25 protein-coding genes are annotated in these 24932 nt (G+C 73.1%); 6 read left to right on the forward strand and 19 right to left on the reverse strand.

Features of this window, described 5'->3' with window-relative positions:
- Window positions 1–16: 16 nt before the first annotated feature.
- From ACH4LD_RS30690 to ACH4LD_RS30715, 6 genes are all read right to left on the reverse strand, one after another.
- The gene (locus tag ACH4LD_RS30690) at window positions 17–247 is read right to left on the reverse strand and encodes a hypothetical protein (protein WP_398057528.1); all 231 of its coding nucleotides are present in this window, start codon (window positions 245–247) and stop codon (window positions 17–19) included.
- 33 nt (window positions 248–280) lie between these two features.
- A complete protein-coding gene (locus ACH4LD_RS30695; RefSeq protein ID WP_165951643.1) occupies window positions 281–730 on the reverse strand; it encodes a DUF5709 domain-containing protein in 450 nt (149 codons plus the stop codon).
- 11 nt (window positions 731–741) lie between these two features.
- Window positions 742–1668, reverse strand: a complete 927-nt coding sequence (locus ACH4LD_RS30700) for a glyoxalase (RefSeq protein WP_398057527.1) — start codon at window positions 1666–1668, stop codon at window positions 742–744.
- 113 nt (window positions 1669–1781) lie between these two features.
- Window positions 1782–2651 carry a 4Fe-4S domain-containing protein gene (locus tag ACH4LD_RS30705; RefSeq protein WP_398057526.1) on the reverse strand — a complete coding sequence of 290 codons (870 nt, stop codon included), beginning with the start codon at window positions 2649–2651 and terminating at the stop codon, window positions 1782–1784.
- Between the two features lie 34 nt (window positions 2652–2685).
- Window positions 2686–3147 carry an AAA family ATPase gene (locus ACH4LD_RS30710; protein ID WP_398057525.1) on the reverse strand — a complete coding sequence of 154 codons (462 nt, stop codon included), beginning with the start codon at window positions 3145–3147 and terminating at the stop codon, window positions 2686–2688.
- Window positions 3148–3247: 100 nt separating this feature from the next.
- Window positions 3248–3970 (reverse strand): FAD binding domain-containing protein, encoded by a 723-nt coding sequence (locus ACH4LD_RS30715; protein ID WP_398057524.1) that lies wholly within the window; start codon window positions 3968–3970, stop codon window positions 3248–3250.
- A 197-nt stretch (window positions 3971–4167) separates the two neighbouring features.
- On the opposite strand from ACH4LD_RS30715, the gene ACH4LD_RS30720 reads away from it, so the two are divergent.
- Entirely contained in the window at window positions 4168–4566 is a 399-nt protein-coding gene (locus ACH4LD_RS30720; protein ID WP_398057523.1) for an ACT domain-containing protein, read from the forward strand.
- A gap of 79 nt (window positions 4567–4645) precedes the next feature.
- On the opposite strand, the gene ACH4LD_RS30725 is transcribed toward ACH4LD_RS30720, so the two are convergent.
- On the reverse strand, window positions 4646–5209 hold the full coding sequence (locus ACH4LD_RS30725) for a TetR/AcrR family transcriptional regulator (protein WP_398057522.1): 564 nt from the start codon (window positions 5207–5209) through the stop codon (window positions 4646–4648).
- An 85-nt stretch (window positions 5210–5294) separates the two neighbouring features.
- Between ACH4LD_RS30725 and ACH4LD_RS30730 the strand changes: the two genes are divergently transcribed.
- On the forward strand, window positions 5295–6218 hold the full coding sequence (locus tag ACH4LD_RS30730; protein ID WP_398057521.1) for an SDR family oxidoreductase: 924 nt from the start codon (window positions 5295–5297) through the stop codon (window positions 6216–6218).
- Between the two features lie 178 nt (window positions 6219–6396).
- Here ACH4LD_RS30730 and ACH4LD_RS30735 read toward each other — a convergent pair whose 3' ends face one another.
- The 3 genes from ACH4LD_RS30735 to ACH4LD_RS30745 form a co-directional block, all read right to left on the reverse strand.
- Window positions 6397–8577, reverse strand: a complete 2181-nt coding sequence (locus ACH4LD_RS30735) for an MMPL family transporter (protein ID WP_398057520.1) — start codon at window positions 8575–8577, stop codon at window positions 6397–6399.
- A gap of 247 nt (window positions 8578–8824) precedes the next feature.
- The gene (locus tag ACH4LD_RS30740; RefSeq protein ID WP_398057519.1) at window positions 8825–9691 is read right to left on the reverse strand and encodes a class I SAM-dependent methyltransferase; all 867 of its coding nucleotides are present in this window, start codon (window positions 9689–9691) and stop codon (window positions 8825–8827) included.
- A gap of 166 nt (window positions 9692–9857) precedes the next feature.
- Window positions 9858–10346, reverse strand: a complete 489-nt coding sequence (locus ACH4LD_RS30745; RefSeq protein ID WP_398057518.1) for a MarR family winged helix-turn-helix transcriptional regulator — start codon at window positions 10344–10346, stop codon at window positions 9858–9860.
- 90 nt (window positions 10347–10436) lie between these two features.
- On the opposite strand from ACH4LD_RS30745, the gene ACH4LD_RS30750 reads away from it, so the two are divergent.
- Window positions 10437–10889, forward strand: coding sequence for an SgcJ/EcaC family oxidoreductase (locus ACH4LD_RS30750; RefSeq protein ID WP_398057517.1), 453 nt, complete (start codon window positions 10437–10439; stop codon window positions 10887–10889).
- 136 nt (window positions 10890–11025) lie between these two features.
- Here the strand turns inward: ACH4LD_RS30750 and ACH4LD_RS30755 are convergent, their stop codons facing one another.
- Window positions 11026–11688 (reverse strand): ScbR family autoregulator-binding transcription factor, encoded by a 663-nt coding sequence (locus tag ACH4LD_RS30755; RefSeq protein ID WP_398057516.1) that lies wholly within the window; start codon window positions 11686–11688, stop codon window positions 11026–11028.
- 291 nt (window positions 11689–11979) lie between these two features.
- Here ACH4LD_RS30755 and ACH4LD_RS30760 point away from each other — a divergent pair, with 291 nt between their 5' ends.
- Both ACH4LD_RS30760 and ACH4LD_RS30765 read left to right on the forward strand, forming a co-directional pair.
- Window positions 11980–13113 (forward strand): MFS transporter, encoded by a 1134-nt coding sequence (locus ACH4LD_RS30760; protein WP_398057572.1) that lies wholly within the window; start codon window positions 11980–11982, stop codon window positions 13111–13113.
- A gap of 94 nt (window positions 13114–13207) precedes the next feature.
- Complete coding sequence (locus tag ACH4LD_RS30765) at window positions 13208–14053, forward strand: DUF1206 domain-containing protein (protein ID WP_398057515.1); 846 nt, start codon at window positions 13208–13210, stop codon at window positions 14051–14053.
- A gap of 22 nt (window positions 14054–14075) precedes the next feature.
- Here ACH4LD_RS30765 and ACH4LD_RS30770 read toward each other — a convergent pair whose 3' ends face one another.
- The 4 genes from ACH4LD_RS30770 to ACH4LD_RS30785 form a co-directional block, all read right to left on the reverse strand.
- A complete protein-coding gene (locus tag ACH4LD_RS30770; RefSeq protein WP_398057514.1) occupies window positions 14076–15794 on the reverse strand; it encodes an LCP family protein in 1719 nt (572 codons plus the stop codon).
- 159 nt (window positions 15795–15953) lie between these two features.
- Window positions 15954–16325, reverse strand: a complete 372-nt coding sequence (locus ACH4LD_RS30775; protein ID WP_398057570.1) for an ArsR/SmtB family transcription factor — start codon at window positions 16323–16325, stop codon at window positions 15954–15956.
- Window positions 16326–16470: 145 nt separating this feature from the next.
- Window positions 16471–17517, reverse strand: a complete 1047-nt coding sequence (locus tag ACH4LD_RS30780) for a class I SAM-dependent methyltransferase (protein WP_398057512.1) — start codon at window positions 17515–17517, stop codon at window positions 16471–16473.
- A gap of 214 nt (window positions 17518–17731) precedes the next feature.
- A complete protein-coding gene (locus ACH4LD_RS30785; protein ID WP_398057511.1) occupies window positions 17732–18589 on the reverse strand; it encodes a trypsin-like serine protease in 858 nt (285 codons plus the stop codon).
- A 218-nt stretch (window positions 18590–18807) separates the two neighbouring features.
- Between ACH4LD_RS30785 and ACH4LD_RS30790 the strand changes: the two genes are divergently transcribed.
- Complete coding sequence (locus ACH4LD_RS30790; RefSeq protein WP_398057569.1) at window positions 18808–19212, forward strand: STAS domain-containing protein; 405 nt, start codon at window positions 18808–18810, stop codon at window positions 19210–19212.
- 55 nt (window positions 19213–19267) lie between these two features.
- Here ACH4LD_RS30790 and ACH4LD_RS30795 read toward each other — a convergent pair whose 3' ends face one another.
- The 4 genes from ACH4LD_RS30795 to ACH4LD_RS30810 all read right to left on the reverse strand — a co-directional run bounded on the left by ACH4LD_RS30795 (window position 19268) and on the right by ACH4LD_RS30810 (window position 24916).
- The gene (locus ACH4LD_RS30795) at window positions 19268–21784 is read right to left on the reverse strand and encodes an ATP-dependent Clp protease ATP-binding subunit (protein WP_398057510.1); all 2517 of its coding nucleotides are present in this window, start codon (window positions 21782–21784) and stop codon (window positions 19268–19270) included.
- 188 nt (window positions 21785–21972) lie between these two features.
- Window positions 21973–22341 carry an NUDIX domain-containing protein gene (locus ACH4LD_RS30800; RefSeq protein ID WP_132785852.1) on the reverse strand — a complete coding sequence of 123 codons (369 nt, stop codon included), beginning with the start codon at window positions 22339–22341 and terminating at the stop codon, window positions 21973–21975.
- A gap of 63 nt (window positions 22342–22404) precedes the next feature.
- Complete coding sequence (locus ACH4LD_RS30805) at window positions 22405–23286, reverse strand: YegS/Rv2252/BmrU family lipid kinase (protein WP_398057509.1); 882 nt, start codon at window positions 23284–23286, stop codon at window positions 22405–22407.
- A 37-nt stretch (window positions 23287–23323) separates the two neighbouring features.
- Window positions 23324–24916: an FAD-binding oxidoreductase gene (locus ACH4LD_RS30810; protein ID WP_398057508.1), complete on the reverse strand. Its 1593-nt coding sequence runs from the start codon at window positions 24914–24916 to the stop codon at window positions 23324–23326.
- Window positions 24917–24932 lie beyond the last annotated feature (16 nt).

Genomic DNA, 24932 nt, shown 5'->3' on the forward strand with positions numbered 1-24932 from the left:
GCGACGCGGGGTGCCGCTACCGCCGGTCCACGCCGAGGTCCGTGTCGACGTCGTAGCCGGGCTCCGGCCCACCGGCGGTGGGGTGGGCTATGTCGGCGGCCAGGTCGAAGGCCGCCCCGTCGATCGCGTCCTCCAGCGCGGACTCCTCCTGCTCGGCCCGGGCACGGCGGTGATGCTCGGCCATCCGTTCCCTGAGGTGCCGCAGGTGGTGGTGGCCGGTGTCCGGCCCCGGTTCGGCGGTGCTCATCCGGTGGTCCTCCCTGTCGGGCCGCGGTGGGCGTCAGTAGCTGTCGGCATCGGGGATCACATGCATCGCGGCCTCTTCCGCCGAGGCCCCGGCGCCGTCCAGGCCCCGGTCGGAGGCGAACAGGTCGGACTCGGTGTTCTCATGGCTGCCCTCGTCCGGGGCGACGAGACGTCCGGCGCGCTCGTCGCCGACCTCGTCGTCGACGAGTTCTCCGTCCGTGCCCCAGGTGTCGCCGAGGCCGTCGCCCTCCGGGACGCCGATGTCCGGCACCTCCTCGGCGAGGCGCTCGTCCAGGCTCTCCCCCCGCCACCGCTCCGCAGCCGTGACGCCGTTGTGCTCCACGCCCCAGGGGCGCTCCGGGGGTGAGTAGCCCTCGTCCAGGGCCTCTTCGCCGCTCCGGTAGTCCAGGGTGTCGGACGCGTCCAGCAAGCCGGCGTCGTCCTGCACCTCCGACCCGTCCGGCTGGTACACGTCATCGCCCATCGTCGCGTCGGTCACCCGCGCTCCCCTCCTTCATGCAGTTCGGCCACGTAGCCACCGGGGAACTCCACCATCGCGGAGGACCGGTCCCCCGAAGCGTACGGCCCCCACAGCACCTTCGCGCCCGATGCCCCGGCCCTGCGCAGAGTCCCGGGCAGGTCCTTCACCGCGTAGCCGGTGGTCTCCCGGCCGAACGGGTAGGGAAGGTGGCCGTCGGTGACGCTGACGACCGTGTTGCCGAACGGGGAGCGGAGGGCGATGCGGCGGTACGTCTCCCCGGGCCGGCCGAGGACACCGCCGTCCGCCGCCCGCTGGTCGGCGACGATCCGGCCGCCGGTGAAGCGCAGGTAGGAGCGGAGGAACGCGTCCACCGAGTCCGGCGTCAGATAGACGCGGTTGTCCGGCACGGTCTCCAGCGGCGCGTACGACGGAACCTTGGTGTGCCAGTACAGCTGGGCGTTGACGCCGCCCGGGAACTGGACGACCGCGTCGCGGCCGATGGGGTCGTCGAAGGGCGCGACGACGACCTGGGCCCCGCTCTTGCGGGCCAGGCGGACGCCCCTGTCGAAGTCACTCATGAGCCAGCCCGTCCGTTCGCTGCCGAACGGGTACGGCACGGGCGTCCTGAAGTCGAACACGGACAGGGTGCCGACCGGCGAGAGGACCAGCTCGGACTCGGTGGTGCTGGGCGTCGGGGTGACGGTCGTGACGACCTTGGCCGTGTGGGTCCCGCCGAAGGTCGCCTCCCAGCTCGCGACGAAGGCGTCCGTGGAACCGGGGGTGACGTAGACGTGCGTGGTGTCGTACTGCGGTCCGACCGCCGTGGTCGGCGGGGCCGCGGCCCGGTTCTCGTTCTGCGCCGAGGACGGAGCCCCGGAGCCCACCACGCTGAGCGCCACCAGTAACGCGGGCAGCACCCATGCCGTCGCCTTGCGCTTCATTCCCGTCCCCTTCGGTCGGACCCTGTGCACCGACAAGGTAGGAGCCCGGCGCGGGAGCGGTGATCCTGACAGCGCCCCGGGTGTTGCCTGTCAGGGAACAGTGCGGCGTGCCGTCACCAGCGGACGCCCGTGAAGTCGATCGGGCGGGGGCGCAGCAGGCGCGCGCGTTCCGTCAGGCCGTGCAGCCGCCGGGACATCTCCTCGGCGGGCAGCCGGCGCCGGTCCCCGTGGCCCGGCAGGACCCATTCGAACCGCAGCCGCCCCGCCGACCTGGCCAGGGAGTCGGCCAGGGCCTCGATGGAGTACCAGGTCACGCTCTCGACGACCTCCAGATCTCCGGTCGTACGCGACCAGTAGAAGCTGTCGCCGCTGAAGCAGTACCGGTCGTCGGCGAGGTACAGGACGCTGCCGCGGGTGTGGCCGGGGAACGGGTGGACGGTGACGCCCGCGGCGATCTCCAGCGGTTCGAGTCCGCGGATCACCTGGTCGGCGTCCGGTGCGGCGTCCAGATCGCCCTCGTGGATCCAGAGCCGGGCGCCGAAGTGGTCGGCGTAGCGGCGGCCGTGCGCGGCGTGGTCGCGGTGGGTGAGCAGCACGTCCGTGACGGGGCCGTACGCCGTGTAGCGTCCGGCCAGTTCACGGCTCCAGCGGGGCGTGTCGATCATCATGCTGGTGCCGGACGGACGCGGCAGCAGGTACGCGTTGGCGCCCGCGGTGCGCGCCGAGTTGTGCCCGCAGATCAGCACCCCGTCGTCCAGGTGCAGCGGGAAGGGGTCCAGCGCCGGGTCCGCGCGGCCGGCCGCCGGCCGGATCGAGCGGGTGGGACAGGCGAAGACGGCGGCGTGCAACCGCCGGTTCTCCGCCTCGTCGGCCGGCGGGCGCAGGATCCGCGACTTCCCGTCGGCCTCGCCGATCAGCCCGGGTGCGAACTGCCGGGCCACGTCACAGTTGACGCAGCGGTCGTCCACGTACCATCCGTCCACGGCAGGCCTCCTTGGCCTTGTGCTGTCGGTGGGTTCAGTCCCGTACCCGGAAGCCGCCCCGCCCGTCGAACCGGACCTCGCGCACCGTGTCGAAGCCGTCCCGCGGCGACGGTCTGCGCAGCCGCTTCGACGTGGCCAGGACACCGATGTCGGGGACCCGGTCGCGGCCCTCGCGCGTGGCGTTGCGCCGCAGGGACCCCGTCACGTCCGGCGGGAACCAGTAGGCCGTCGCGGTCGCCCCGTGGGCGTGGGCCGCCTCCACCAGCGGGCCCCACTCCTGCGGTGACGGATTGGTGTTGTCCACGGCCACCGCCCGTCCGGCGGCCAGGTGCTCCGCCACCAGCCGCATCTGCCGGCCCTGCGTGTTCCGGGCGCCGCGCGGGAACAGGTCCTTGCTGACCAGCGCGTACCGGTCGGCCAGGCACTGCGCGTAGAAGGTGGACTTGCCTGCGGCCTGCAGCCCGACCAGTACCGCCACGTCCGGTTCCGTCGCCATACCCGCCACGATGCCACGCCACCGACCCTCATGACTCCGCGGCCGGCGGCCGGGGCGCCCGCGCGACGACCGCGAACGGCCACGGGGAGCAGCCGTCCGCTCAGTCCGTGCCGCGGCTCGCCAGGAGGCCGGTGACCTGAGGGCGTACGACGTCCCAGGCGGCGGCCGGCAGGGCGCCGAGGGCGGTGCCGCGCAGTGCGTCGAGGGTCTCGTCGGCACCGGCGTCACCGGGGGCGGCGCCGCTGAGCACCTCGTAACCGTCCCGTACGGCGACCCGCAGGCGGTGCGGCGCCTCCTGTCCGGCGTGCAGGGCCGAGGCGACGACGAGGGGTGGCGCGCCGCCCGCCTCGCCGGGCAGCTTGCGGTACGCCGAGGCGGTCGGCGTGCGCCAGCGCAGGCCGATGAGCACCGGCCGCTTGGCGACCACCTCGGCCAGGCCGGCCTCGCGGACCCCGTCGGTCTCCAGGACCGTCGCGCGGGCGTCCAGGACGAGCGCGGCGGGCAGCAGGCAGCGCAGCGTGCTGCCGACGATGTTGCCGCCGACCGTCGCCGTGCGCCGTACCGCGCCGGTGCCGATGCCGGCGGCTGCCAGCCGCAGGACGTCCGGCACCCGTTCGTCGATCCGGTGCAGGATCACTGCGCCGCCCACGGTCTCCCGGCCCAGGACGTTGGCCTCCGGCAACTCCCGGAGGGACATGGCCAGTCCGGGGAATCCGTCCCGTTGCCAGGTCGCCCACACGAGAGTCGCCCCGCCTATCGGCACGGCCCCGTCGGCCAGGCATTCCCGGGCTTCCCGCACGGACGTGGGCAGACGCAACAGCACAGCGGCCGACCTGCCTTCCCCGGGCTCGGACGACGCGCGGGCGGCGCCCGGCCGCTGCCCGCCGACAGCGCAGTCTTGTCGCGTGAACGGGGGCGCGTACAGGGCTCACACGAGCACGCGCCGCGCGCCGGGTCACACCGGCTCCACGTCACCGGGCCGAACGGCCCGCCGTCCGCACGGCCCGTAGGGTGGGACCTGTGACAGGCGAGACCGATCTGCGGACCCTGCTCAGCGGGATGCGGCCGGAGCTGAACCCGGGCCGCTATGTCTTCACCATGGCCGAGGGCGGCGTACCCTCCGGCTGCTCCCCGGTGGTCACGGTCGCCGAGCAGGAGGGCCTCACGCTCGTGCTGCCGCAGGCGGACGCGGACGCGGCCGGGATGGCGTACGACTACGTGGCCGGGTGGATCACCTTGCGCGTCCATTCCGCGCTGGACGCTATCGGGCTGACCGCCGCGGTCGCCCGGGCGCTCGCCGACGCGGGCCTGAGCTGCAATGTCGTGGCGGGCTTCCACCAAGACCACCTCTTCGTGCCCCACGAGCAGGCCGAGCGGGCGGTGGAGATCCTCCGGGGACTGGCGGACACCACTCCCTGAGTCGTACGGCACCGGTCCCCCTCGGCCCAGCAGCACACAGCCGGGCGTCGGTCGGCTGCAGGCCGTCCCCCACCACCGCTCAGCCGGCGGCCACCGCCTTGAACTCGGTCAGCGCTTCCCGCACCAGGTGCACCAGCTCGCGGTCCTCCGACACCGCCAGCCAGCGTTCGAAGCCGACCTTGAAGACGGCCACCGCGGCCTCGGCGGCGAGGCTCGCGGCCGGCTCCGGGACGCCGCGCCCGCGCAGGGTTCCGGCGAGCGCGGTCGACAGGGAGGCGAGTTTGATCAGCTCGCGCTCCTTGAGTTCCGCGTTCGCCGTGATCACGGCGTGCCGGGCGCGCGCGAACGCGCGGCGGTCGATGAAGATCTCCGACGCCGCGTCGAGTCCGGCGGCCAGCGCCTCGATCGGCGCGGCGGTCGCCGGCGCGGCGGCGACCGCCCGCACGAACAGCTCCTCCAGCTCCCCCGAGCCGTCGAACAGCACCTCGCGCTTGTCGGCGTAGTGGCGGAAGAAGGTGCGCTCGGTCAGCCCGGCGCGCTTGGCGATCTCCGCCACGGTGGTCTGCTCGTACCCGCGTTCGCCGTAGAGCTCCAACGCCGCTTCCGCCAGGCGCTCGCGCGCGTTCGGCTCCCATCTGCCCATGCGCAGATCCTACGCGATGGCAGTCACTGACATCGGATGTTATGGTCCATGACAGTCACTGACATCAAGAGTCTGGGGTTCTCCCATGCGTTTCTTCGTGACCGGGGCGTCCGGCTGGATCGGCTCCGCCCTCGTACCCGACCTCATCGAGGCGGGACACCAGGTCGTCGGGCTGGCCCGCTCCGACGCCTCCGCCGGCGCGCTCGGCGCGGCCGGGGCCGAGGTCGTCCGCGGCACCGTCGACGACCTCGGCGTGCTGCGGGAGGCGGCCGCCGCCTCGGACGGGGTGATCCACCTCGCCTTCAAGCACGACCTGGCCTTCAGCGGCGGATTCCAGGAGGCGGCCGAGGCCGACCGCCGTGCCGTGGAGGCCTTCGGCGACGCCCTGGCCGGCACCGGCCGGCCCTTCGTCCTGGCCTCCGGGCTGCTCGGGGTCGCGCCCGGGCGGCTCGTCACCGAACGGGACAGGCCCGCGCTCGACGGCTCGCACTTCGCGATCCGGCAGACCACCGGGGAGGCGGCGCTGGCCCTCGCCGAACGCGGTGTCCGCTCGTCCGTGGTGCGGCTCTCCCCCACGTGCCACGGCGAGGGGGACAAGGGTTTCGTCGCGAGCCTGGTCGCCGTCGCCCGCGCCAGGGGCGTCTCCGGCCACCCCGGCGACGGCACCACCCGCTGGCCGGCCGTGCACCGCCTCGACGCCGCACGGCTGTTCCGGCTGGCGGCCGAGAAGGCACCGGCCGGCTCGGTGCTGCACGGTTCGGCGGAGGAGGGTGTCGCGCTCCGGGACATCGCGGAAGTGATCGGCCGTCATCTGAACGTGCCGGTCACCTCCGTGGCGCCCGAGGACGCCGCCGAGCACTTCGGCTGGCTGAGCGGCCCGCTCGGTTTCGACGCCGTCGCGTCGAGCGCCCTGACCCGCGAACTGCTGGGCTGGGAACCGGTCCGGCCCGGTCTCCTCGCGGATCTGGACGAGGGCCACTACTTCCGCGGCCCCGTCACCACCGGCTGACCGGACCGGCGGATCCTCGCTCCGGGCACGAAAAAGTCCTGCCGGGCCACCTGGCCCGGCAGGACCCATCGATCAGACCGGCCGCCGCCCGCCGCGACGCCCGGCGGAACCGGCCGGTGTCACCGGCCTCCGCCCGTCACGAGGCCCCGGCGGAACTCACCGGCCCCACCGACCGCCGCTAACCGCGGCGCCCGGCCGGATCCCGGCCCTCCTCACCCCGGACCGGCCCGGAGCCGACCGCCACGGCGCCGGTGCCGGCGGCCGGCACCTCCGCCCGGTCGGCGTGGCCCGGCCACCAGGCCGCGTGGCCGATCAGGGCCGTGAGGCTGGGGGTGAAGAACATCGCCATGACGAACGCGGCCACCGCGATGCCGAAGGAGACCGCGAAGCCCATCTCCGACAGCAGCGAGTTGCCGGCCAGCATCATCGTCGCGAAGGTCGCCGCCAGGATGAAGCCCGCCGCGGCCACGGTCGGCCCGGCATGCCGGAGCGCCATGCCGGCGGCCTCGCGCGGCTCCCGGCCCTCACGGGCCTCCTCACGCAACCGGGCGATCATGAGGATGTTGTAGTCGGTACCGATCGCGACCACGAAGAGATACATGATCACCGGCAGCATGAACATCAGGCCCGAGTGCCCCTGCGCGTCCTGGAAGATCCACACGGTGGCACCGAGGGTGGCGCCGAAGCCGAGGCCCACGGAGGCGATGAGGTACCAGGGCGCGACCACACTGCGCAGCAGCAGCCCCAGGATGACCATGATCAGGGCGGCGGCGACGGGGAAGACCGTCCGGTAGTCGTGGTTGACCGCCGCGTTGATGTCCTTGTAGATCGAGGACATGCCGCCGACGAGCGCCTTGGTGCCCTCCGGCGCTTCGTCGTGCGCGACGTCACGGACCCGGCCCACCGCGTCGATCGCCTTGTCCGTCGACGCCTCGTACTTGAGCGTGACGGTGAAGTCCGCGGTGGTTCCCGCCTTGTTCAGCTGGGTCATGCGGGCGCTCGCGACGCCGTCCACGGCGCCGAGCTTCCTGGCGTACGCGTCGAAGGCGGCCGTGTCGAGCGGCTTGCCGTCGGTGCTGGACAGGTAGACGTCGGTCGGTGCCGCGGCGCCCGCCGAGTACGCCTTCTGCATCTCGTCCTGGACGACCATGGACTCCTTGGTCTTGGGCATGGAGCCCGACGCCAGGTCGAAGGTGGCCTTGTAGCCGAGGGTGCCGAGCGACAGGACGAGCAGGACGAGACCGGAGACGACGGCGGTCAGTGCCGGGCGGCGCTGGACGCCCCGGCCGAGGGCGGCGAACCGGGCGTTCTCGGGCTCCGTCTTCCAGGACTTGGAGGGCCAGAAGACCTTCGGCCCGATGAGCGAGACCACGGCCGGGATCAGTGTCAGACCCGCGACCAGCGTGGCACCGACCGCGATGGCGAGCGCCGGGCCCATCTGCTTGAGGAAGCCCAGCGTGGACAGGACCAGGGCGAGGAACGCGATGATGACCGCTCCGGCCGCCGAGGCGATGGCCTCACCGACCCGGCCGACCGCGTTGACCATGGCCTCCTTGGGCTCGTCGCCGGCCCGCAGACTCTCGCGGTAACGGAATATCAGGAACAGGAAGTAGTCCGTGCCCACGCCGAAGAGCACGACGATCAGGATGGACGAGATCGAGCTGTTGGCCTCCAGCCCGAACAGCTTGGTGGCATAGGCGATCAGCCCGTTGGCGACGGCGGACACCAGACCGATCAGCACCAGGGGCAGTACGGCGAGGATCGGCGCCCGGAAGATGATCAGCAGGGTGATCAGGATGATCCCGAAGGTGCCGAGACCGATCAGCGCCTCGCCCCGCTTGGACGAGTCCTGCTGGTCGAGCGCCTGCGCGGCGGAACCGCCGAGCTTGGCTTCGAGGTCCGTGCTCTTGGCCAGCTTCTTGGCCTCGTCACGCAACTCCTTGGCCGCGTCGGCCTGTTCGGGCTGACCGGCGGTCTTGCTGTCCATCTGGACGAGGGTCAGGTCATACCTGCCGTCCTTGGACGGCCGGCCGGGGACGACCTTCTGTACCTGGTCGATGTGCTTCTCACCCAGCTCGGAGCTGATCCGGGTGACGTCGCGCAGGTCGGCGGCGGTGAGCTTGCCGCCGTCGGTGCGCTGGTAGAGCACGATCGCTGACGGCGTGAAGGCGCTGGGGAACGCCTTCTCCTGGAGCTGCGCCGCTTGGATGGACTCGTAACTCTTGGGCAGAAAGCTGCTCTCGTCACTGTTCGAGGGCAGGCTCGGAGCGGTGGCGACGATGGCCACCGCGGCGATCAGCCACGCCACGATCGTCCAAATGGGATGACGGACGACGGCGTTGCCTATTCTTCGGAACATGCGGAGGGTCCTCCTGGGAAGGAAGATCACCGCAGCCCGGGGAGCGGTCCCTGGCATCGGCGACCCCGACCGGCCCACAACGAACGGCCGGTCGCATGGTTGTCTTGGCCTCACATCCTAGTGACCGTGGACATACATCCTCTCATCGACATACGCGTCGACAGGACGGCGGGACCCGCCCGGCGGCGAAGGCGACGTTCGAGGCGGGCGAGCGCGTCCCGCCGGGCGCGCCTGACCTGAGCCGCCGTCACCCGGCTCCCCCGGTTCGTGACGGTGCCTGCCACGGCCGGCGCCAGACGAACACCTCGGTGCTCGGGACCCGTTCGGCGAACCGGCCCGCCGGGGAGGCGCCGCCGAGCAGACGGCGCAGGTCCGCCTCGAAGGCCGCGCGGTCCGGGCCGAACAGGTGCGGAGCGGCGAAGGGCATCGAGAACGTCCAGGCGACGACGTCGTCCGTGGTGCGCACCAGCGCCTGTCCGCCCGGTACGACGTGCCGCTCGGGACCCGAGAATCCGGCCGCGGAGAGCACCGCCGCCTCACCGCCCGGGGTGCCCTGCGGCAACAGGCCGCGGCCGGCGCGACGGACGGGGCCGAGGTAGCGCTGGACCAGGCCGGCGACGTCGGCGTAGGGCACGGCCGGGTGCGGCAGGCCCGCGGTCGTACGGCGCTCGGTCTTCAGGTCGGCCAGGTGCACCAGTGCCCCGCCGGGCCGGAGCATGCCGTGGACGGTCCGCGCCACCCGCTCGCGGTCGGTCCAGTGGAAGGACTGGGCGAAGACCGCCACGTCGAACGTGCCGATACCGGCCGGGAGATGCTCGGCGCGCAGCCGTAGCCAGCGGGTTCTGGCGGCCAGTCCCGCGGCGGCGGCGCGGCGCGTGGCCTCGGTGATCATCCCGGTGTCCGGGTCCACGCCGACGGCCTCGCGGAACAGGGGGGCCAGGGGGAGGGTGACGGTGCCCGACCCGCAGCCCACGTCGAGGAGGCGACCGGTGCCGTCGGCCGCGAGCGCCTCGGCGAGCCGCGGGACCAGCCCGGGAGCGTAGGGCAGCCGGCCCCGCTGGTAGTGGGGGGCGGCGCCGGCGAAGAGGGTCTCGTCCCACTCCCAGTCGGTCATCGTGGCCCGTACCCTTCCGGTCGGGAGCGGTCGTACGGACGACGGTGATGATGTCACGCCCGGAGCGCCGGCGAGCGCCTGGGAGGGCGGGGAGCGTGCGGGAGAGCGGGAGCGCCCGCGAGCGCCCGGCGTGCGTCCGGCCGCCCCGGGTGCCGGTCCGCTCGGGTCAGCCGGACTTCCTGGGCCGCCTGGGCGGGGCCGCCGCCCGGATCTCCTCGGTCGCGGCGCGGAACGCGGGGGTCGCGCGGGCGAAGTAGTCGAAGATCAGGGCGCGTTGGTCGGGTGTGTAGTGGGCCAGGACCTCGGCGAGACGGCGGCGGGCCGGGCCCACGACCTCCGCCACGCGGTCGAGCGCGTCCGGGACGGGTTCGACGTGCACGCGCCGGCGGTCGGTGGGGTCGGGCGTCCGGCGCGCGTATCCGGCGCGCTCCAGGCGGTCGATCAGCCGGGTGGTGGCCCCGGTGGTGAGCCCGGTGCGGGTGGCGAGTTCGCCCGAGGTCAGGCCGCCCTCCCGGGTGAGCAGGCTGAGCGCGTACCACTCGGAGGTGTGCAGACCCGCGGCCTCGGCGCTGGCCAGGCCCTGGAGACCCACGGCGTCCAGGTACTGACGGAAGATCACGTGTTCCTCGTCCTTGCCGCTTCCGGGATTCGGCACGGCGGCCCCCTTCCCAAATCTCTGCACGTATGCAGATACTGTTCCCAGTAAGATGCTGCACCAGTCTAACCACGAGGGGAGACCTCCGTCATGCCCGCATCGCACGACACCGCCGCCGTCACCGCCGTCCTGGACGCGCTGGTCGACGCCTGGAACGAGCACGACGCCGACGCCTACGGCCACCTGTTCACCGAGGACGCCACCTACGCCACCTACGTCGGCACGCTCTACCAGGGGCGCCGGGACATCACCGAGAGCCACCGCGTGCTGTTCACGACGTTCCTCAGGGACACCCGGCTCGCGGACGAGGTCGTCGGCATCCGCTTCCTCGGCCCGGACACGGCGGTCGTCAGCGGGCGCGGCGACACCTACAAGGGCAGGCGGCCCCGCCGGCTCGGCAAGGTGCAGACGTACACGCTGGTGCGGGAGGCGGACGGCACGTGGCGGATCGCCGCCTTCCACAACACCAAGCGCAAGCCGCTGATGGAGGCGGTGTCGTTCCGGTTCGCCCCCGGCCTCGTGCCCGCGGCCGACCGGGCGTGACCGGGCGCCGGGTCCTGACCGCGGGGCTCGGGCGAGGTCTGTCGTAAACCGTCCCGACGGTTTGATACGCACCGCTGTGTGCCTCTCCCGCGCCGCCCGGGAGACGGCCGCGAGCGGGAGTCCGCGGCGGCCGGTGTCAGGCGGAGACGCCGGCGAGTGCCTGCGACGTCTGCTGGACCTCGGCGATCACGCGCGCACCCCGGTCCGGGGCGGTGTCCAGCCGGACGAGGACGGCCGGGGCCGCGATGGCGGGCAGGATGTGCCCGTACAGCGCCGACATACGGTCGTCCAGGTCGGCCCAGCCGGCCACGGCCTGGGAGACGAACTGCACGCCGATCCAGGCGCCGAGGAAGACCTGGGCGGTCTCCTCGGGGTCCACGTGCGGCAGCACCTCGCCGCGTTCCTTCGCCTCCGTCAGGACGCACGAGGTCATCCGGGCCCAGGCGGGCCAGGCGCTGCCGAGGACGTCGCGGCCCTGGAGGTCGGCCGAGAGCCGGACGCCGGCGAGCAGCACGGGCTCCTGCGGCAGCCGCTTGGCGAGGGTCATGCCCGCGTCCACCCACTCCTGCAACTTCAGTTCCCGGGGCAGGTGGTACTCGGTCCGCAGCTGCTCCTGGAGCACGCCCCGGGCGAGGGCCGCCTTGGAGTCGAAGTGGAAGTAGAGGGCGCCCTTGGTGACACCGGCCCGGTTCAGGATCTCGGCGATGGTGGCGGCCGCGTATCCGCGTTCCGCGAAGACGGCGGCGGCCGCTTCCAGAACAGCACGTCGGGTCCGTACAGCTCGCTCCTGCTGAGCCATGGACCCTCCCCCGAGCCGAAACCAAACCGAACAGCTCGTACCCTACCGCACGCCATCTGAACGCACGGGTGGCCGAGGGGCGTTCGCGCGGACCTGGCACATGCGGCTGACACAGGACGCTCCGGCCGTGGCAGCGAGCCGGGAATTCGGTTGCGGTGGCACCGGCGCGGCCGGTGAGCTGATCGCATGGGCGGTGTCACGGAACCAGATCGACGGGCCGGGCCGGGACGCGACCGCGGGCTCTCGGCACGACCGGCCGCATGGCACGGCCCGGCGGTGCTCGCGGCCCTCATGCTGGCCGCGTTCACCTTCAACACCGCGGAGAGCCTGCCCATCGGCCTCCTGGACCTCATGTCCGACAGCCTCGGGGTGTCGCTGTCGGCGGTCGGGCTGCTGGTCACCGGCTACGGCGTGACGGTGGCCGTCGCCTCTCTGCCGCTCGCCCACGCCCTGCGGGCGGTGCCCCGGCGCCATGTGCTCGCGGGGCTCCTGGCCGCACTGGTCGTGTCCAGTCTGGTCGGGGCCGGGGCCGGCTCGTACGGGCTGCTCCTCGGGGCACGGCTGCTGACCGCACTCGCCCAGGCGCTGTTCTGGGCGGTGATGGGACCGGTCGCGGTGGGCCTGTTCGCCCCCGGGGTGCGCGGGCGTGTGGTGGGGGCGCTGTCCGTCGCCGGTTCGCTCGCCCTGGTGCTCGGCGTCCCCGCGGGGACCTGGCTGGGCCGGCAGCACGGCTGGCCGGTGCCGGTCGCCTCCCTGGCCGTTCCGGGACTGCTCTGCCTGGTGACGGTGGCCGTGCTGCTGCCGACCTCACGTCCGGACGACGAGCCCGCCGCCTACGGCAGCAGCCCCGACGTCCGCCGGTTCGGGACCGTACTGGCGGCGGGATTCCTCTCCGCCACCGGGGCGTTCGCGGGATACACCTACCTGGTGGCGTTCCTGAGCGGCGTGGGCGCCTTCGCCCCCGGCACGGTCAGCGTGCTGCTCGCTGCCTTCGGTACCGCGTGTCTGGCCGGGGTGAGCGTCACCGCGGCGGTGCTGGACCGCTTCCCGCACGCCGCGCTGCCCACGGCCGTGGCCACCCAGGCGCTCGGCATGCTCGGTCTGTACGCGGCGGGCGGCCGTCAGGTCATGGCGGTGGTGTGCCTGGTGCTGATGGGCGGTGCGCTCGGACCGGTGTTCATGACCGCCCAGAACGCGATGCTGCACTGGGCGCCGGGCCGCACCGACCTCGCCCTGGCGGCGAACTCGGGTGCCTACAACGCCGGTATCGCGGCGGGCGCCGCGCTCGGAGGTCTGATCCTGCCGCTCGCCGGTGCGCGGGGGGCCTTCCTAGCCGGTGGACTGCTGACGGCAGGGGCCTGCGCGGTACTGCTGGTCGGCGGAGGCCCGTCGCGGGGCGTGGAAGCGGACGCGGGGGCGCGCTGAGCAGAACCCTCCGTCCCCGTCCTGCCCGTCCTGGTCCCGGTGACCCTGGCCGCGGGCAGGTGTCGGACCCGTGCCCGGGGGCATCCGGCGGTGTATGGATGCACGGACATGGACACCGCTGGGACGGTCCCGGGCGCGGCGGGTGGCGGACAGCCCGGCCGTGGACGCGGCGGCCCGGGCGGGCTTCGCGGCGCGTGGGCTGATCTACGTACTGGTGGGCGTCATCGCGGTGCAGATCGCCTTCGGCGGTGACAGCGGCGGGCAGCAGGCCGACCGGGGCGGTGCCCTCGGTGAGCTGGCCGGAAAGCCGTTCGGTTCGGCGATGCTGTGGATCGTGGGCGTCGCCCTCGCCGGGATGGCGCTGTGGCGGCTGACGGAGGCGGTGTTCGGCGGCTACGGCCCCGACGGGTCCAAGCTCTCCCGGCGCGCGGCGGCCCTGTTCCGTTTCGTCTTCTACTGCTTCGTGTCCTACTCGGTGCTCTCCTACGCGGCCGGGGACCGGGGCAGCGGCAGCGGTTCCTCCGACCGGCACACCGACGACGTCACCGCACGGGTGCTGGACTGGCCCGGCGGCCAGTGGCTCCTCGGGGCCGCGGGGGCCGCCGTGGTGATCGCCGGAGGGTGGATCGCGGTGCGGGCCGTGCGGCGCAAGTTCCGCGACAAGCTGCGGACCGGTGCCATGTCGGCCCGGGTCCGGCCGGTCGTGGAGGGCCTCGGGGTGACGGGCGGCACGGCCCGTGGCGTCGTCTTCGCGGCGGCCGGTGTGTTCGCGCTCGTCGCGGCCGTCCAGCACCAGCCGGGGAAGGCCAAGGGCATGGACGACACCCTGCGCGCGTTCCGGGACCTGCCGGCCGGGCCCTGGCTGCTCGCCCTGGTCGCACTCGGCCTGGCCGCGTTCGGTGTCTTCTCCTGGTGCAACGCGCGCTGGCGCAAGCTCTGAGCCGACGGGCCCCGGTACCCGCTCAGGCGTCGGAGTCGGGTTTGTTCCGCGCCGCGGCGTAGGCCTGGGACGGTGTCATGGGGACGCCGTCGTACGTGACCGTCTTGTAGGGACTCACTTTGGCGCAGGTCTTGGCCTGGTCCGCGGTGGAGGCGTGGGCGCCTCCGACGGCGGCCTTGGTGTCGGCGGGTGCGGGCGAGGACGAGCCACCCGGGTAGCTGGTGCCGCTGGGCCAGTCGCTGCCGATCACCAGGGTCAGGCCGCTGCCGGTGCCCTGCCTCAGGTGGGACGCGGGCAGGCCGAGCGCCTTGGCGACCGTCTGCGCCGCGGCCTTGTCGCCGGTGCCGTAGGTGAGGGAGGTGCTGTCGGCGGGGCTGGGGGCGTTGGCCGTGGTGGTGGCAGAGCTGAAGCCCTGGCCGGTGAGGGCGGTCGCGAGGGCGGAGGCGCGGCCGGTGATGCCGGTGCCGTTCTCCACCGTCACCGCGATCCCGGCCGCGGGCACGGCGGAAGGGGTGGCCCCGGGCTTCGCCTTGGCGGTCGCGGAGGCCGCCGCGGACTTCTTGCCGGAGCCGGTGGTCAGGGCCTGGTCGTTCGCGATGGTGGCGAACAGGCTCTTCGCCCCCGGACCCACCACCACCCGGTCGCTGTCGCCCGGATCGGCGGCCGTCTGCATGGTGGCGAAGGTGATCCGCTTGGTGGGCACCTTGTTCACGTCGTCGGCGAGCGAGATCAGCTTCTTCACGGTGCCGAGGCCGTCGTCCACGGTGAGCGCCCTGGTGGCGGCGTCGGCGAGGTGGTAGACCGCGGTGGGGTCGGTGAGCGTGCCCGCGCTCTTGAACTTGCGGATCATCGCGCTGAGGAAGATGTGCTGCGAGACCGTACGGCCGAGGTCGCTGCCGTCGCCGAAGCCGTGCCGGGAGCGGACGAACTCCAGGGCGGCGACGCCCTTGAGGGTGTGGGTGCCCTTGGACAGCTTCAGGTGGGAGTAGGTGTCGTAGACGTCGTCGCTGACGCACACGGAGACGCCGCCGACCGCGTCGGACATCTTCACGACGCCGGAGAAGTCGAGCTTGACGAAGTGGTCGATGGGTATGCCGGTGAGCTGGTGGACGGTGGCCACCTGGCAGGCCGGCCCGTACTGCAGCGCGCTGTTGATCTGGCCGTAGTAGCCGTTCGTGGACTGCCCCGACTCACTGTCCTTGCACGCCGGGACCTGGGTCATGGTGTCGCGGGGGATGCTCATCACGGTGGCGTTCGAGCGGTCGGCGGATATGTGCAGCACCATCTCCACGTCGGCGTTGCTGCCGGTCTGCACCCCGGTCTTCGAGCAGCCGCCGCCGAGCTTGCAGTCCGTCGCGCTGGTCCGGCCGTCGGAGCCCATGACCAGGATGTTGATGGGGGTACGGCCGAAGGCGTCGGCCTTCTCCGTACCGCCCTTGCCGTCCAGGGAGACGCTGTGGATGTTGCCGTTCAGGTGCTCGTAGAACCACCAGCCCGCGCCGGCGGTGACCACGATCAGGACGGACAGGCTGATCCCGAGGATCTTCAGCAGCCGCCTGCCGCGCCGCACCGGCCGGGCCCGGCGGGACCGCCTGCCGCCGCGCGCCCGCGAGGCCGCCCGGGCCGCGGCCCGTCCGCCCGGCGGACGCGCGTCGTCCGGCTCGGCCCCGCGCTGCCGGGGCACCCGCGCGCCACGGCTGCGCGTGCCCTGGCCGGCAGGCCCGTCCCACGGGTCGCTCATCTCCCACTCCCCTGAACGGTCGGGCCTGCGGCATGTCGGTTGCGTGATTGCGCAATCTAGCAAACACGTTGCCGGAACAGCGCTGATCCACAGCCGATGCACAGGCGAGGCATCTCATGGCGGGGCCGTCCGCGTCCGCGGCGGCACGGCAGCCGGAGTCTACGTGCCCTTGGTAAGCGTCCGGCGTGAATCCTGAGCCGGGAGAGAGGAGGGGCACGAGCGCGCGGTCAGCCTGCCGACCACGGCATGGATCAGGGCCATGACGTCCGGGTCGTCGATGCGGTAGATCTGCCGCCGGCCGTCACGGCGGGAGCGGACCAGTCCGGCGAGCTTCAGTTTCGCCAGGTGCTGACTGACGGCGGGCAGCGCACCGCCCACGCGGTCGGCGAGGTGCGTGACATCGCTCTCGCCCTGCGACAGGACCCACATCAGACGCAGCCGGGCCGGGGCGGCGAGCAGCCCGAACGCGGCGGCGGCCGCGGCGAGCGCCTCGGCGGGCGGGTCCTCGAAGCCCCCGGCCTTCTCCGTCACAGTCGCCCCCGCCCCGCCCTCGTCACGGTCGACGCTCACCCGCCGACCCAGTGTAGGTACCCGGTCCGGCCGTCGGGGCGCGTTCTCGCGGCGGCCGGGGCCCGCCAGGCCCCCGGCGCCCCACGGCCTACGCGGCCTACGCGGCCTACGGCCGGATCTCATAGACCGCGTTGAAGGGAGTCTGCGCGGCCCGGCGGAAGCGGGTGAAGCCCGCCTCGGTGGCCATGTCGCGGACCGGCGCCTCGCCGGCCTGCGCGCCCAGGGCGTAACCGCCCTGCTGGGACAGGGCGTTGGGCACGCACAGGAACGTGGAGCCGCTGTAGTACAGCCGGCCCACCGGATGGAAGTTCTCCTCGGTCCGGTCGGACGCGAGAGGTTCCACGAGAAGCCACGTGCCGTCCGCGGCGAGCGCCTCGCGCACCCGTCGGGCGGCCCCCAGCGGGTCGCCCATGTCGTGCAGGCAGTCGAACATGGCCACCAGGTCGTAGTCGGCTCCCTCGAAGGTCTGCGCGGTGGCCACCTGGAAGGTGACGCGCCCGGCGACCCCGGCCTCGGCAGCCCTCGCGCGCGCCAGCGCGATCGACTCGCCGTGGTAGTCGGAACCGACGACCTCCGTCCGCGGATACGCCTGGGCCAGCAGGATCGACGACGAGCCGAGACCGCACCCCACGTCGGCGACCCGCGCCCCGGCGCTCAGCTTCGCCTCCACGCCGTCCAGCGCCGGGATCCAGTTCGGGACCAGCTCGGCCTCGTAGTTGGGGCGGAAGAAGGCATCGACCCCGACGAACACCTCTGCGTCGTGCTCGTGCCAGGCAACGCCCTCGCCGGTGCGGAACGCCTCGGCGATGCGGGGCTCGGCGCGCAGCATCCCCAGAACGAAGCGGAAGGCAGCCGCGACGTGGGGACCGTTCGGGTCGGCCAGGCAGAACGCCTGCTCCTCGGTGAGTGAGAACCGTCCGGTCGCCGCGTCGTACTCGGCGTATCCCCCGGCGGCCTGCGCGCGCAGCCACTCGGTGAGGTAGCGCGGATGGCAGTGCGTGCGTGCGGCGAACTCCTCGGGCGTCGCCGGGCCCTCGGCGAGTGCCCGGTACAGGCCGAGCCGGTGACCCAGGGCGATGGTGCCGGCGGCCTCGGTCGACGCGAGGTCGGTGACGAAGCGGTCCAGGAACTCGTTGATCCTCTCCTGGTCCATCCCGGTACCTCCTTCGCGTCGGCCGGCCCGGGCCGTCGCATCGGCAAAGGCTCAGGGCCCGGCCGGCCCCCGCGACACCCCTCGCCACATCAGCGTATGTCCGCCACCGGCGCCACGCCCTCCCGGCCGCGCGGCGCACGGTCCGGCGGTCCTCGCGCGCGGGCGGGCACCGGCCCCTGGGCCTACGGCAGCTTCACGAACGGTGCCGGCCGGCCTACGGCAGCTTCACGAACGGTGCCAGGAAGGCGCGGGCTCCGGGCGTGTCCAGGCGGTGGGCGACGTTCGTGGCGTAGCAGGGCGTGTCGCCGGTGATGGTCGTGGCGGCGAGGACGTTCCTCCCTCCGATGACGGCGAAGTCGGGCCCGCCGGAGTCGCCGTAGCAGGCTCCGCCGTTGCCCTGCGGTGCCGTCATGCCCAGCCGGGCCCAGGAGTCGTTCAGGGCGTTGAACGTGACCGGGGCCTTCATCCGGACGCCACCGCCGGGGTGGTTCTGGCCACCCGGTCCGTTGGCGGCCTCCTGCGTGCCGTAACCGGCGACGAACCAGTCGGTGTGGTTCAGCTCCCGCGGGCCGAGGGCGCCGAGCTGGTTCGCGGTCGGCAGGGCGGCCGGCGTGAAGGACCAGCGGGCTGCGACCTTCGCGGCGGGCAGTTCGACGACCGCGATGTCGTGCGGGTCGGAGGCGGGGCCCGGGTAGTCCGGGTGGGTGTGCGCGGTGCCCTGGACGGCGACGGCGTTCGCCTGGGCCGCCGGGTCTCCCGGGTACTTCTTCGCGGCGGCGTCGAGTCCGGCCTGGACGTCCTGGTCCAGCGAGACGGAGAAGCGGACCCCGGCCGGCCAGTCGCTGGTGCAGTGGGCGGCGGTCAGGAAGGTGTCGGCGTCGACCATCGTGCCGGAGCACACCCAGTCGACGCGGTCCGCAGTGGCCGGGTCGCCGTCGTCGTCCCAGGTGGCCACGAGTGCCCCGACCTCGGTGCGCTCGGGCGCGGGCGTGGCGTTGTACGAGTTGATCGCGCAGGAGGGCAGCGCTGCGGCGAGCACGGTGGCGCAGGCGGCGGCGGTGACGGTTGTCACGCGTACGGCTCTCAAGAAGAACCCCTTCACTGGGTGATGCGGGACAGGTGTTCTCCTGCGGGGGTGGAGAGCATTGAAGTGCGCCGGGCGGTGCGGGACAAGACGGCCGGGTGCGTCGATCCCGTTCCGGCCGGCGGTCACCAGGCGTGCGCCGGAGCGCTCGGCGGTCGGTCTGCATCCTCCGGGCGATCCTGGGCAGCCTGACGGAGACGGAAGCTCTGGGCAAGGATCGGGTGAACGTGGACGAGGGACGCGTGGCAGACACGGCAGGCACGAACGAGCAGGCGGGGCCGGAGCCGCTGTCGGTCACCCGCGCCGACGTGGACGGTGTCACCGTCGTCACGGTGACCGGCGAGGTCGACCACCACACCTCCGGCGCCCTCCGCCGGGCCCTCGCCCCCGCGGACCCCGACGGCGCGCGCACCGTCGCGGACCTCAGCGGCGTGCCGTTCATGGACTCCAGCGGCATCAACGTCCTCATCGCCGCCCATCAGACCCACGCTCCGGGGGGCTGGCTGCGGCTGGCAGGCGTACGGCGGCCCGTCCTGCGCACCCTGGAGATCGTCGGCCTCACCCCCCTCCTGGCCTGCTACCCCAGCGTGCGGGACGCCCTGCGGGGCTGAGGGGCCGCACCGCCGACTCCGCGGCGCTGAGGAGCCGCGCCGCGGACTCCTCCTCTCAGCTTTCCCCGGACGCCGGCGGTTCGCCGGGTTCGCTCCTGCGTACCGTGCAGTGCAGCGAGTCGTCGCGGACCTCGGCGACGATCGTGTCGCCGGGATCGGCCTCGCCACTGAGCAGCAGGGTGGCGATGCGGTTGTCGAGTTCCGCCTGGATCGTGCGGCGCAGCGGACGCGCGCCGAACTCCGGCTGGTGGCCGTGGGCGATGAGGAGTTTCTTGGCCGCCTCCGTGACCTCCAGGCGCAGCCCCTGCGCCTGGACCTTGCGCCTGCTCTGCTCCAGCAGGTGGTCCACGATCTGCCCGAGGTCGTCCTCGGTCAGGGCGTGGAAGACGATGATGTCGTCGATCCGGTTGAGGAACTCCGGCAGGAACCGGGTGCGCAGCTCCTCCATCAACTCGTCCTTGAGGCCGGAGACATCGCCCTTGTGGTCCAGGATGCGGCGCGCGCCGATGTTGGACGTCATGATGACGACGCAGTGCCGGAAGTCGACGGTGCGGCCCTGCGCGTCGGTCAGCCGTCCGTCGTCCAGGATCTGCAACAGGGTGTTGAAGACGTCGGGGTGGGCCTTCTCCACCTCGTCGAAGAGCACCACGCTGTAGGGCTGTCGGCGGACCTTCTCGGTGAGCTGGCCCGCTTCCTCGTAGCCGACGTATCCGGGAGGCGCGCCGACCAGCCGGGCGACGGTGTGCTTCTCCTGGAACTCGCTCATGTCGAACCGGATCATCCGGTCCTCCTCGCCGAACAGCAGGGCGGCGAGGGTCTTGGCGAGTTCGGTCTTGCCGACACCGGTCGGGCCGAGGAAGAGGAACGAGCCGACGGGGCGGCGGGGGTCGCCCATGCCGGCGCGGTTGCGGCGTACGGCCTGGGAGACCGCGGTGACCGCCTCGTCCTGGCCGACGATCCGCGCGTGCATCTCCTCCTCAAGCCGGAGCAGCTTCTCCTTCTCGCTGGCGGTGAGCTGCGAGACCGGGATGCCGGTGCGGCGGGAGACGACGTCGGCGATGTCGGAGGCCGTGACGGAGACGACGCCCTCGCGGCGCTCCTCGATGCCGGCGAGTTCCCCCTCCGCCTCGGCGATGTCCCGCTTGAGCTCGGAGGCCCTCTCGAAGTCCTCGGCGGATATGGCCTGTTCGAGTTCACGGCGCAGCTTGGCGATGCGGTCCTCGCGGCTGACGATCTCGGTGGAGCGTCCGGCACTGCGCAACCGCACCCGGGCACCGGCCTGGTCCATCACGTCGATCGCCTTGTCCGGCAGGAAGCGGTCGCTGATGTACCGGTCGGACAGTTCGGCGGCGGCAGCCAGGGCTTCGTCGTCGAAGCGGACCTGGTGGTGGGCCTCGTAGGAGTCGCGGAGTCCTTCGAGGATCTGCACCGTCTCCTCGACCGTGGGCTCGGGCACCATCACCGGCTGGAACCGGCGCTCCAGGGCGGCGTCCTTCTCGACGTACTTGCGGTACTCGTCGATGGTCGTGGCGCCCACGACATGGAGTTCACCGCGCGCGAGAGCGGGCTTGAGCATGTTGCCCGCGTCCATGGAGCCCTCGCCGGTGGCACCGGCGCCGACGACCGTGTGCAGTTCGTCGATGAAGAGGATGATGTCGCCGCTCGCCGCCTGGACGTCCTCGATGACCTTCTTGAGCCGTTCCTCGAACTGCCCCCGGTACTGCGCGCCCGCCACCATGCCCGACAGGTCCAGCGAGACGACGCGCTTGTCCTTCAGGACGTCGGGGACCTCGCCCGCCACGATGCGCTGGGCGAGGCCCTCCACGATGGCGGTCTTGCCGACTCCGGGTTCGCCGATGAGCACCGGGTTGTTCTTGGAGCGCCGGGAGAGGATCTCGACGGTCTGCTCGATCTCCCCGGCCCGCCCGACCACCGGGTCGAGCTTGCCGGCCTTGGCCTCCTCCGTCAGGTCGCGGCCGTACTCGTCCAGGGTCGTGGCCGGCTTCTTCCGTTCGGCGGGGGCTGCCTCGGCGCGTGCCGCCGGCTGCTCGGTCAGGCCCGCGACACGCCGGGTGTCCAGGCCCTCGGCGCGCAGCATCCGGGCCGCGCCCGTGTCGCTGTCGCCGAGCAGGGCGCCGAGGATGTGCTCGGGACCGATGTAGGAGACGCCGGCCGCCTGGGACCGGGCGTAGGCGGCGCCGAGGGTGCGTTTGGCCGCCGGGGTGAGGCCCGGCTGCGCGGAGGGTTCGGCGGACTCGCGCGGCAGGACCTTGGCCAGCTCGGCGGCGACCGCGTCGGGGTCCACGCCCACCTGGGAGAGCAGCCGGCGCGCGGGGTCGACCTGGGTGGCCGCCCAGAGCAGGTGTTCGGTGTCCAGGTCGGAGGTGCCGTCGTCGGCGGCCCGCTGCGCGGCCAGGTTCAGCAGTTGCTGCGACGATTCGGTCAGCAGCCGTCCGATGGGTACGCGCTGGACCGCGGGCGGCGATGTCGTCGGCGACATTCCGAAGAAACGATTCAGCAACTCATTGAACGCATCCGACGAACCGAACGGCGCACCGAACGACATCGACATGGCAGCTCCTGGTACGGAAGGGAAGCAGCAACCGGAAAAAGGGCCCAAATGGCCCCTACTCACTGAACCCCTCCGGGGATGGCCCCGCAACCGCAAAGGAACGGAGGGAAATCGGCTTGCCCGTACGTACCCGGAGCCGGGGGCACACCGCGTGACGGGCCCGCGACACCCTGAGTGATCGCGGGGGCTCACACGGGTGTGTGCCCCCGCAGGTACGTGCGCACGCTCTCCGGCAACGGTGTGCCGGCGGTCTCCTCCATCGGAGCCCAGCGCACCTGCTCCGACGAGAAGCGGCCCCCGTCCGACGGTGACTCGCTCAGCAACTGGCAGACCACGGCCGTCTCCCCCGCCGTATCCCGGGGCTCCAGCGGCTCGGTGCCGTCGACCAGGTAACCGGTGAGCTCGTAGACGATCCGCGCCGCCGTGGCCTGCGCGGTCTCGGCCGGTTCCGGGCTGCCCGAGGGCAGTGTCCAGCCGTCCGCGTCCGGCACCAGCAGCAGCCGCCCGTCGTACACGACGACCGCCCGCACCACACCCTCGGCCTGCTCCAGCGACATACGGCTCCCCTCCCCAGGCACTCCTTGCCTACCCAGGGGTGCGCGGCTGATGCATCGTGGGCGTCAGTACAGCACCGGCAGGTCCCCGGGCCGTACCCGCAGCGTGACCGGCAGGGTGGCCTCCACCTCGCCGTCGGCCCCGTAGGGGACGGGCCGGGTGGCCTCGATGCGCAGTTCCCTGCCCCGCAGGACGCGCACCTGCGGGCGGTGGACGTGGGCGCCCGACCTGAGCTCGTTCATCAGGGCGAAGAACAGCCGGCGCGGGGCCTCGCGGATCAGCACGACGTCCAGCAGGCCGTCGTCGACGCGCGCACCGGGCGCGATGAGCCGGCCGGAGCCGTAGTAGGGGGAGTTGGCCGCGACGACGGTGTAGCCGCGGTGGGTGTGTTCCTCACCGTCGACGGTGAGGCGGTACTCGGCCGGTCGCCATGTGGTGACGGCGCGCAGGCCGCCCGCGTAGTAGGAGGCTGCGCCGCGCAGCAGCCGGGCGTTGTTGGCGTGCCGGTTGGCCTCCGCGTCGACGCCGGCGTACACGCTGCCCAGCACCACCGTGCGCGGATGGACGGCGGACTCCACCTCGATCGTGTCGACGGGCCGGGGCTCGGAGTGCAGCAGGATGCCGGCGAGCGCGGCCGGGTCGGCGGGCAGGTCGAGCGCGCGGGCGAAGTCGTTCCCGCGTCCGGCCGGTACGAGACCCAGGACGGAACCGGTGCCGCTGAGCGCGCCGCCGATGCCGCCCGCCATGCCGTCACCGCCCACGGCCAGGACGATCCGGCCGCGCTCACCGGCCGCGCGGGCGATGTCCTGGGCGTGGGCGAGGCTGTGGCTGTACTCCGTCTCCAGTTCCGCCCCGGCCTCGCGGAGCAGCCGGGCCAGCCGGAGCAGGGGCGCCGCCCCGGTGGAGCCGCCCGCGGTGGGGTTGACGACGGCGGTGAACTGGCGCATCGGTGGGCCTCCGGAGCAGGCGGTCGGATCGGGTGGGTCAGTCGGTGGGCAGCAGGACGCCGGGGTTGAGGAGCCCCTCGGGGTCCAGGCGGCGTTTGACGGCGCGCAGGGCCGAGACGCCGAGCGGGCCGGCCTCGCGGACGTACCAGTCGCGGTGGTCGGTGCCGACCCCGTGGTGGTGGGAGATGGTGCCGCCGGCGGCGAGCACGGCCTCGTTGGCCGCGTGCTTGGCGGGCGCCCAGTGGGCCACCGGGTCCTCGCCCTGGGCGCTGACGACGGTGAAGTACAGCGAGGCGCCGTTCTCGTAGACGTGGGAGATGTGACACATCACCAGGGGCGGGGTGCCGGCCCGGGTGAGGGTGTCGGTGAGCGCCGTACGGACGGCCGTGTGGAGGCCGGGGACGCGGGACCAGAAGGCCGCGGTCTCCAGCGTCTCGGCGAAGGCGCCGACGTCGAGCAGGGCGTCGCGCAGATAGGGCGCGGAGTAGCGGCCGTGCGCCCAGCGTTCGCCGGGTCCGGCGCCGGCCGGGGTGCCGCCGCAGTCCGTCAGGACGGCCGCCGCCCGTTCGCGGCGGTGCGCGGTGTCCTCGGCCGTCCCCTCGTATCCCGTGATCGCCAGGCACCCGGCGTCGCCCCGCGCCAGGTCGGCGCCGATCGCCTCGGGCTGGGCGAGGCCGACGAGCGTCTCGGTCTCGTCGGACAGGCGCAGCACGGTCGGCCGGGGTCCGTCCTGGGCCAGCCGGCGCAGTGCGGTGGTGCCCTCCTCGAAGGAGCCGAACCGCCAGCCCTCGTACACCCGCGTCTCGGGCAGGGGGCGGATCCTTACGGTGACGGAGGTGATGACGCCGAAGGCGCCCTCGGAGCCGAGGATGAGCTGACGCAGGTCGGGGCCGGCGGCGGAGCGGGGGGCGCGGCCGGTCTCGATGGTGCCCTCGGGGGTGGCCAGGGTGAGGCCGAGCACCATCTCGTCGAAGCGGCCGTATCCGGCGGACGCCTGTCCGCTGGAGCGGGCCGCCGCGAAACCGCCGATGGTGGCCCATTCGAAGGACTGCGGGAAGTGGCCGAGGGTGAAGCCGTGCCCGGCGAGCAGGGCCTCGGCCTCGGGTGCGCGCAGGCCGGGCTGGAGGACGGCGGTGCGCGAGACGGGGTCCAGGTCGAGCAGGCCGTTCATGCGGCGCAGGTCCAGGGCGACGAACGCGCTGCGCTGCGGGGCGAGACCGCCCACCACCGAGGTGCCGCCGCCGAAGGGTACGACGGCCAGGCCGTGCGCGGCGCAGGCGCGCAGGACCGCGAGCACCTGGTCGTGGCCGGCGGGCAGGACGACGGCCTGCGGGACGTCGGCGAGGTCGCCCGCGCGGATGCGCAGCAGGTCCGGGGTGGACTTGCCGCGGGTGTGCCGGACGCGGCACTCCGAGTCCGTGCGGACGTGCTCCTCTCCGCCGACGGCCGCGGCGAGCGCCTTCAGGGCTGCGGGGCCCGCGGTGGGGGCGGGCAGGCGGATGTCCCCCAGGGCGAGCGCGGGCGTGCTGCGCGGCTTGACGCCGAGCAGGTCGCGCAGCAGCCCGGTCACCGAGTCGGGCAGCGGCGCCGCCTTGGCCGGGTCGCCCCAGCCGTTCCACAGCATGTCCATTGAACGGTCGTCCTCA

Source organism: Streptomyces sp. NPDC017676, from assembly GCF_044329325.1.
GTDB lineage: Bacteria > Actinomycetota > Actinomycetes > Streptomycetales > Streptomycetaceae > Streptomyces.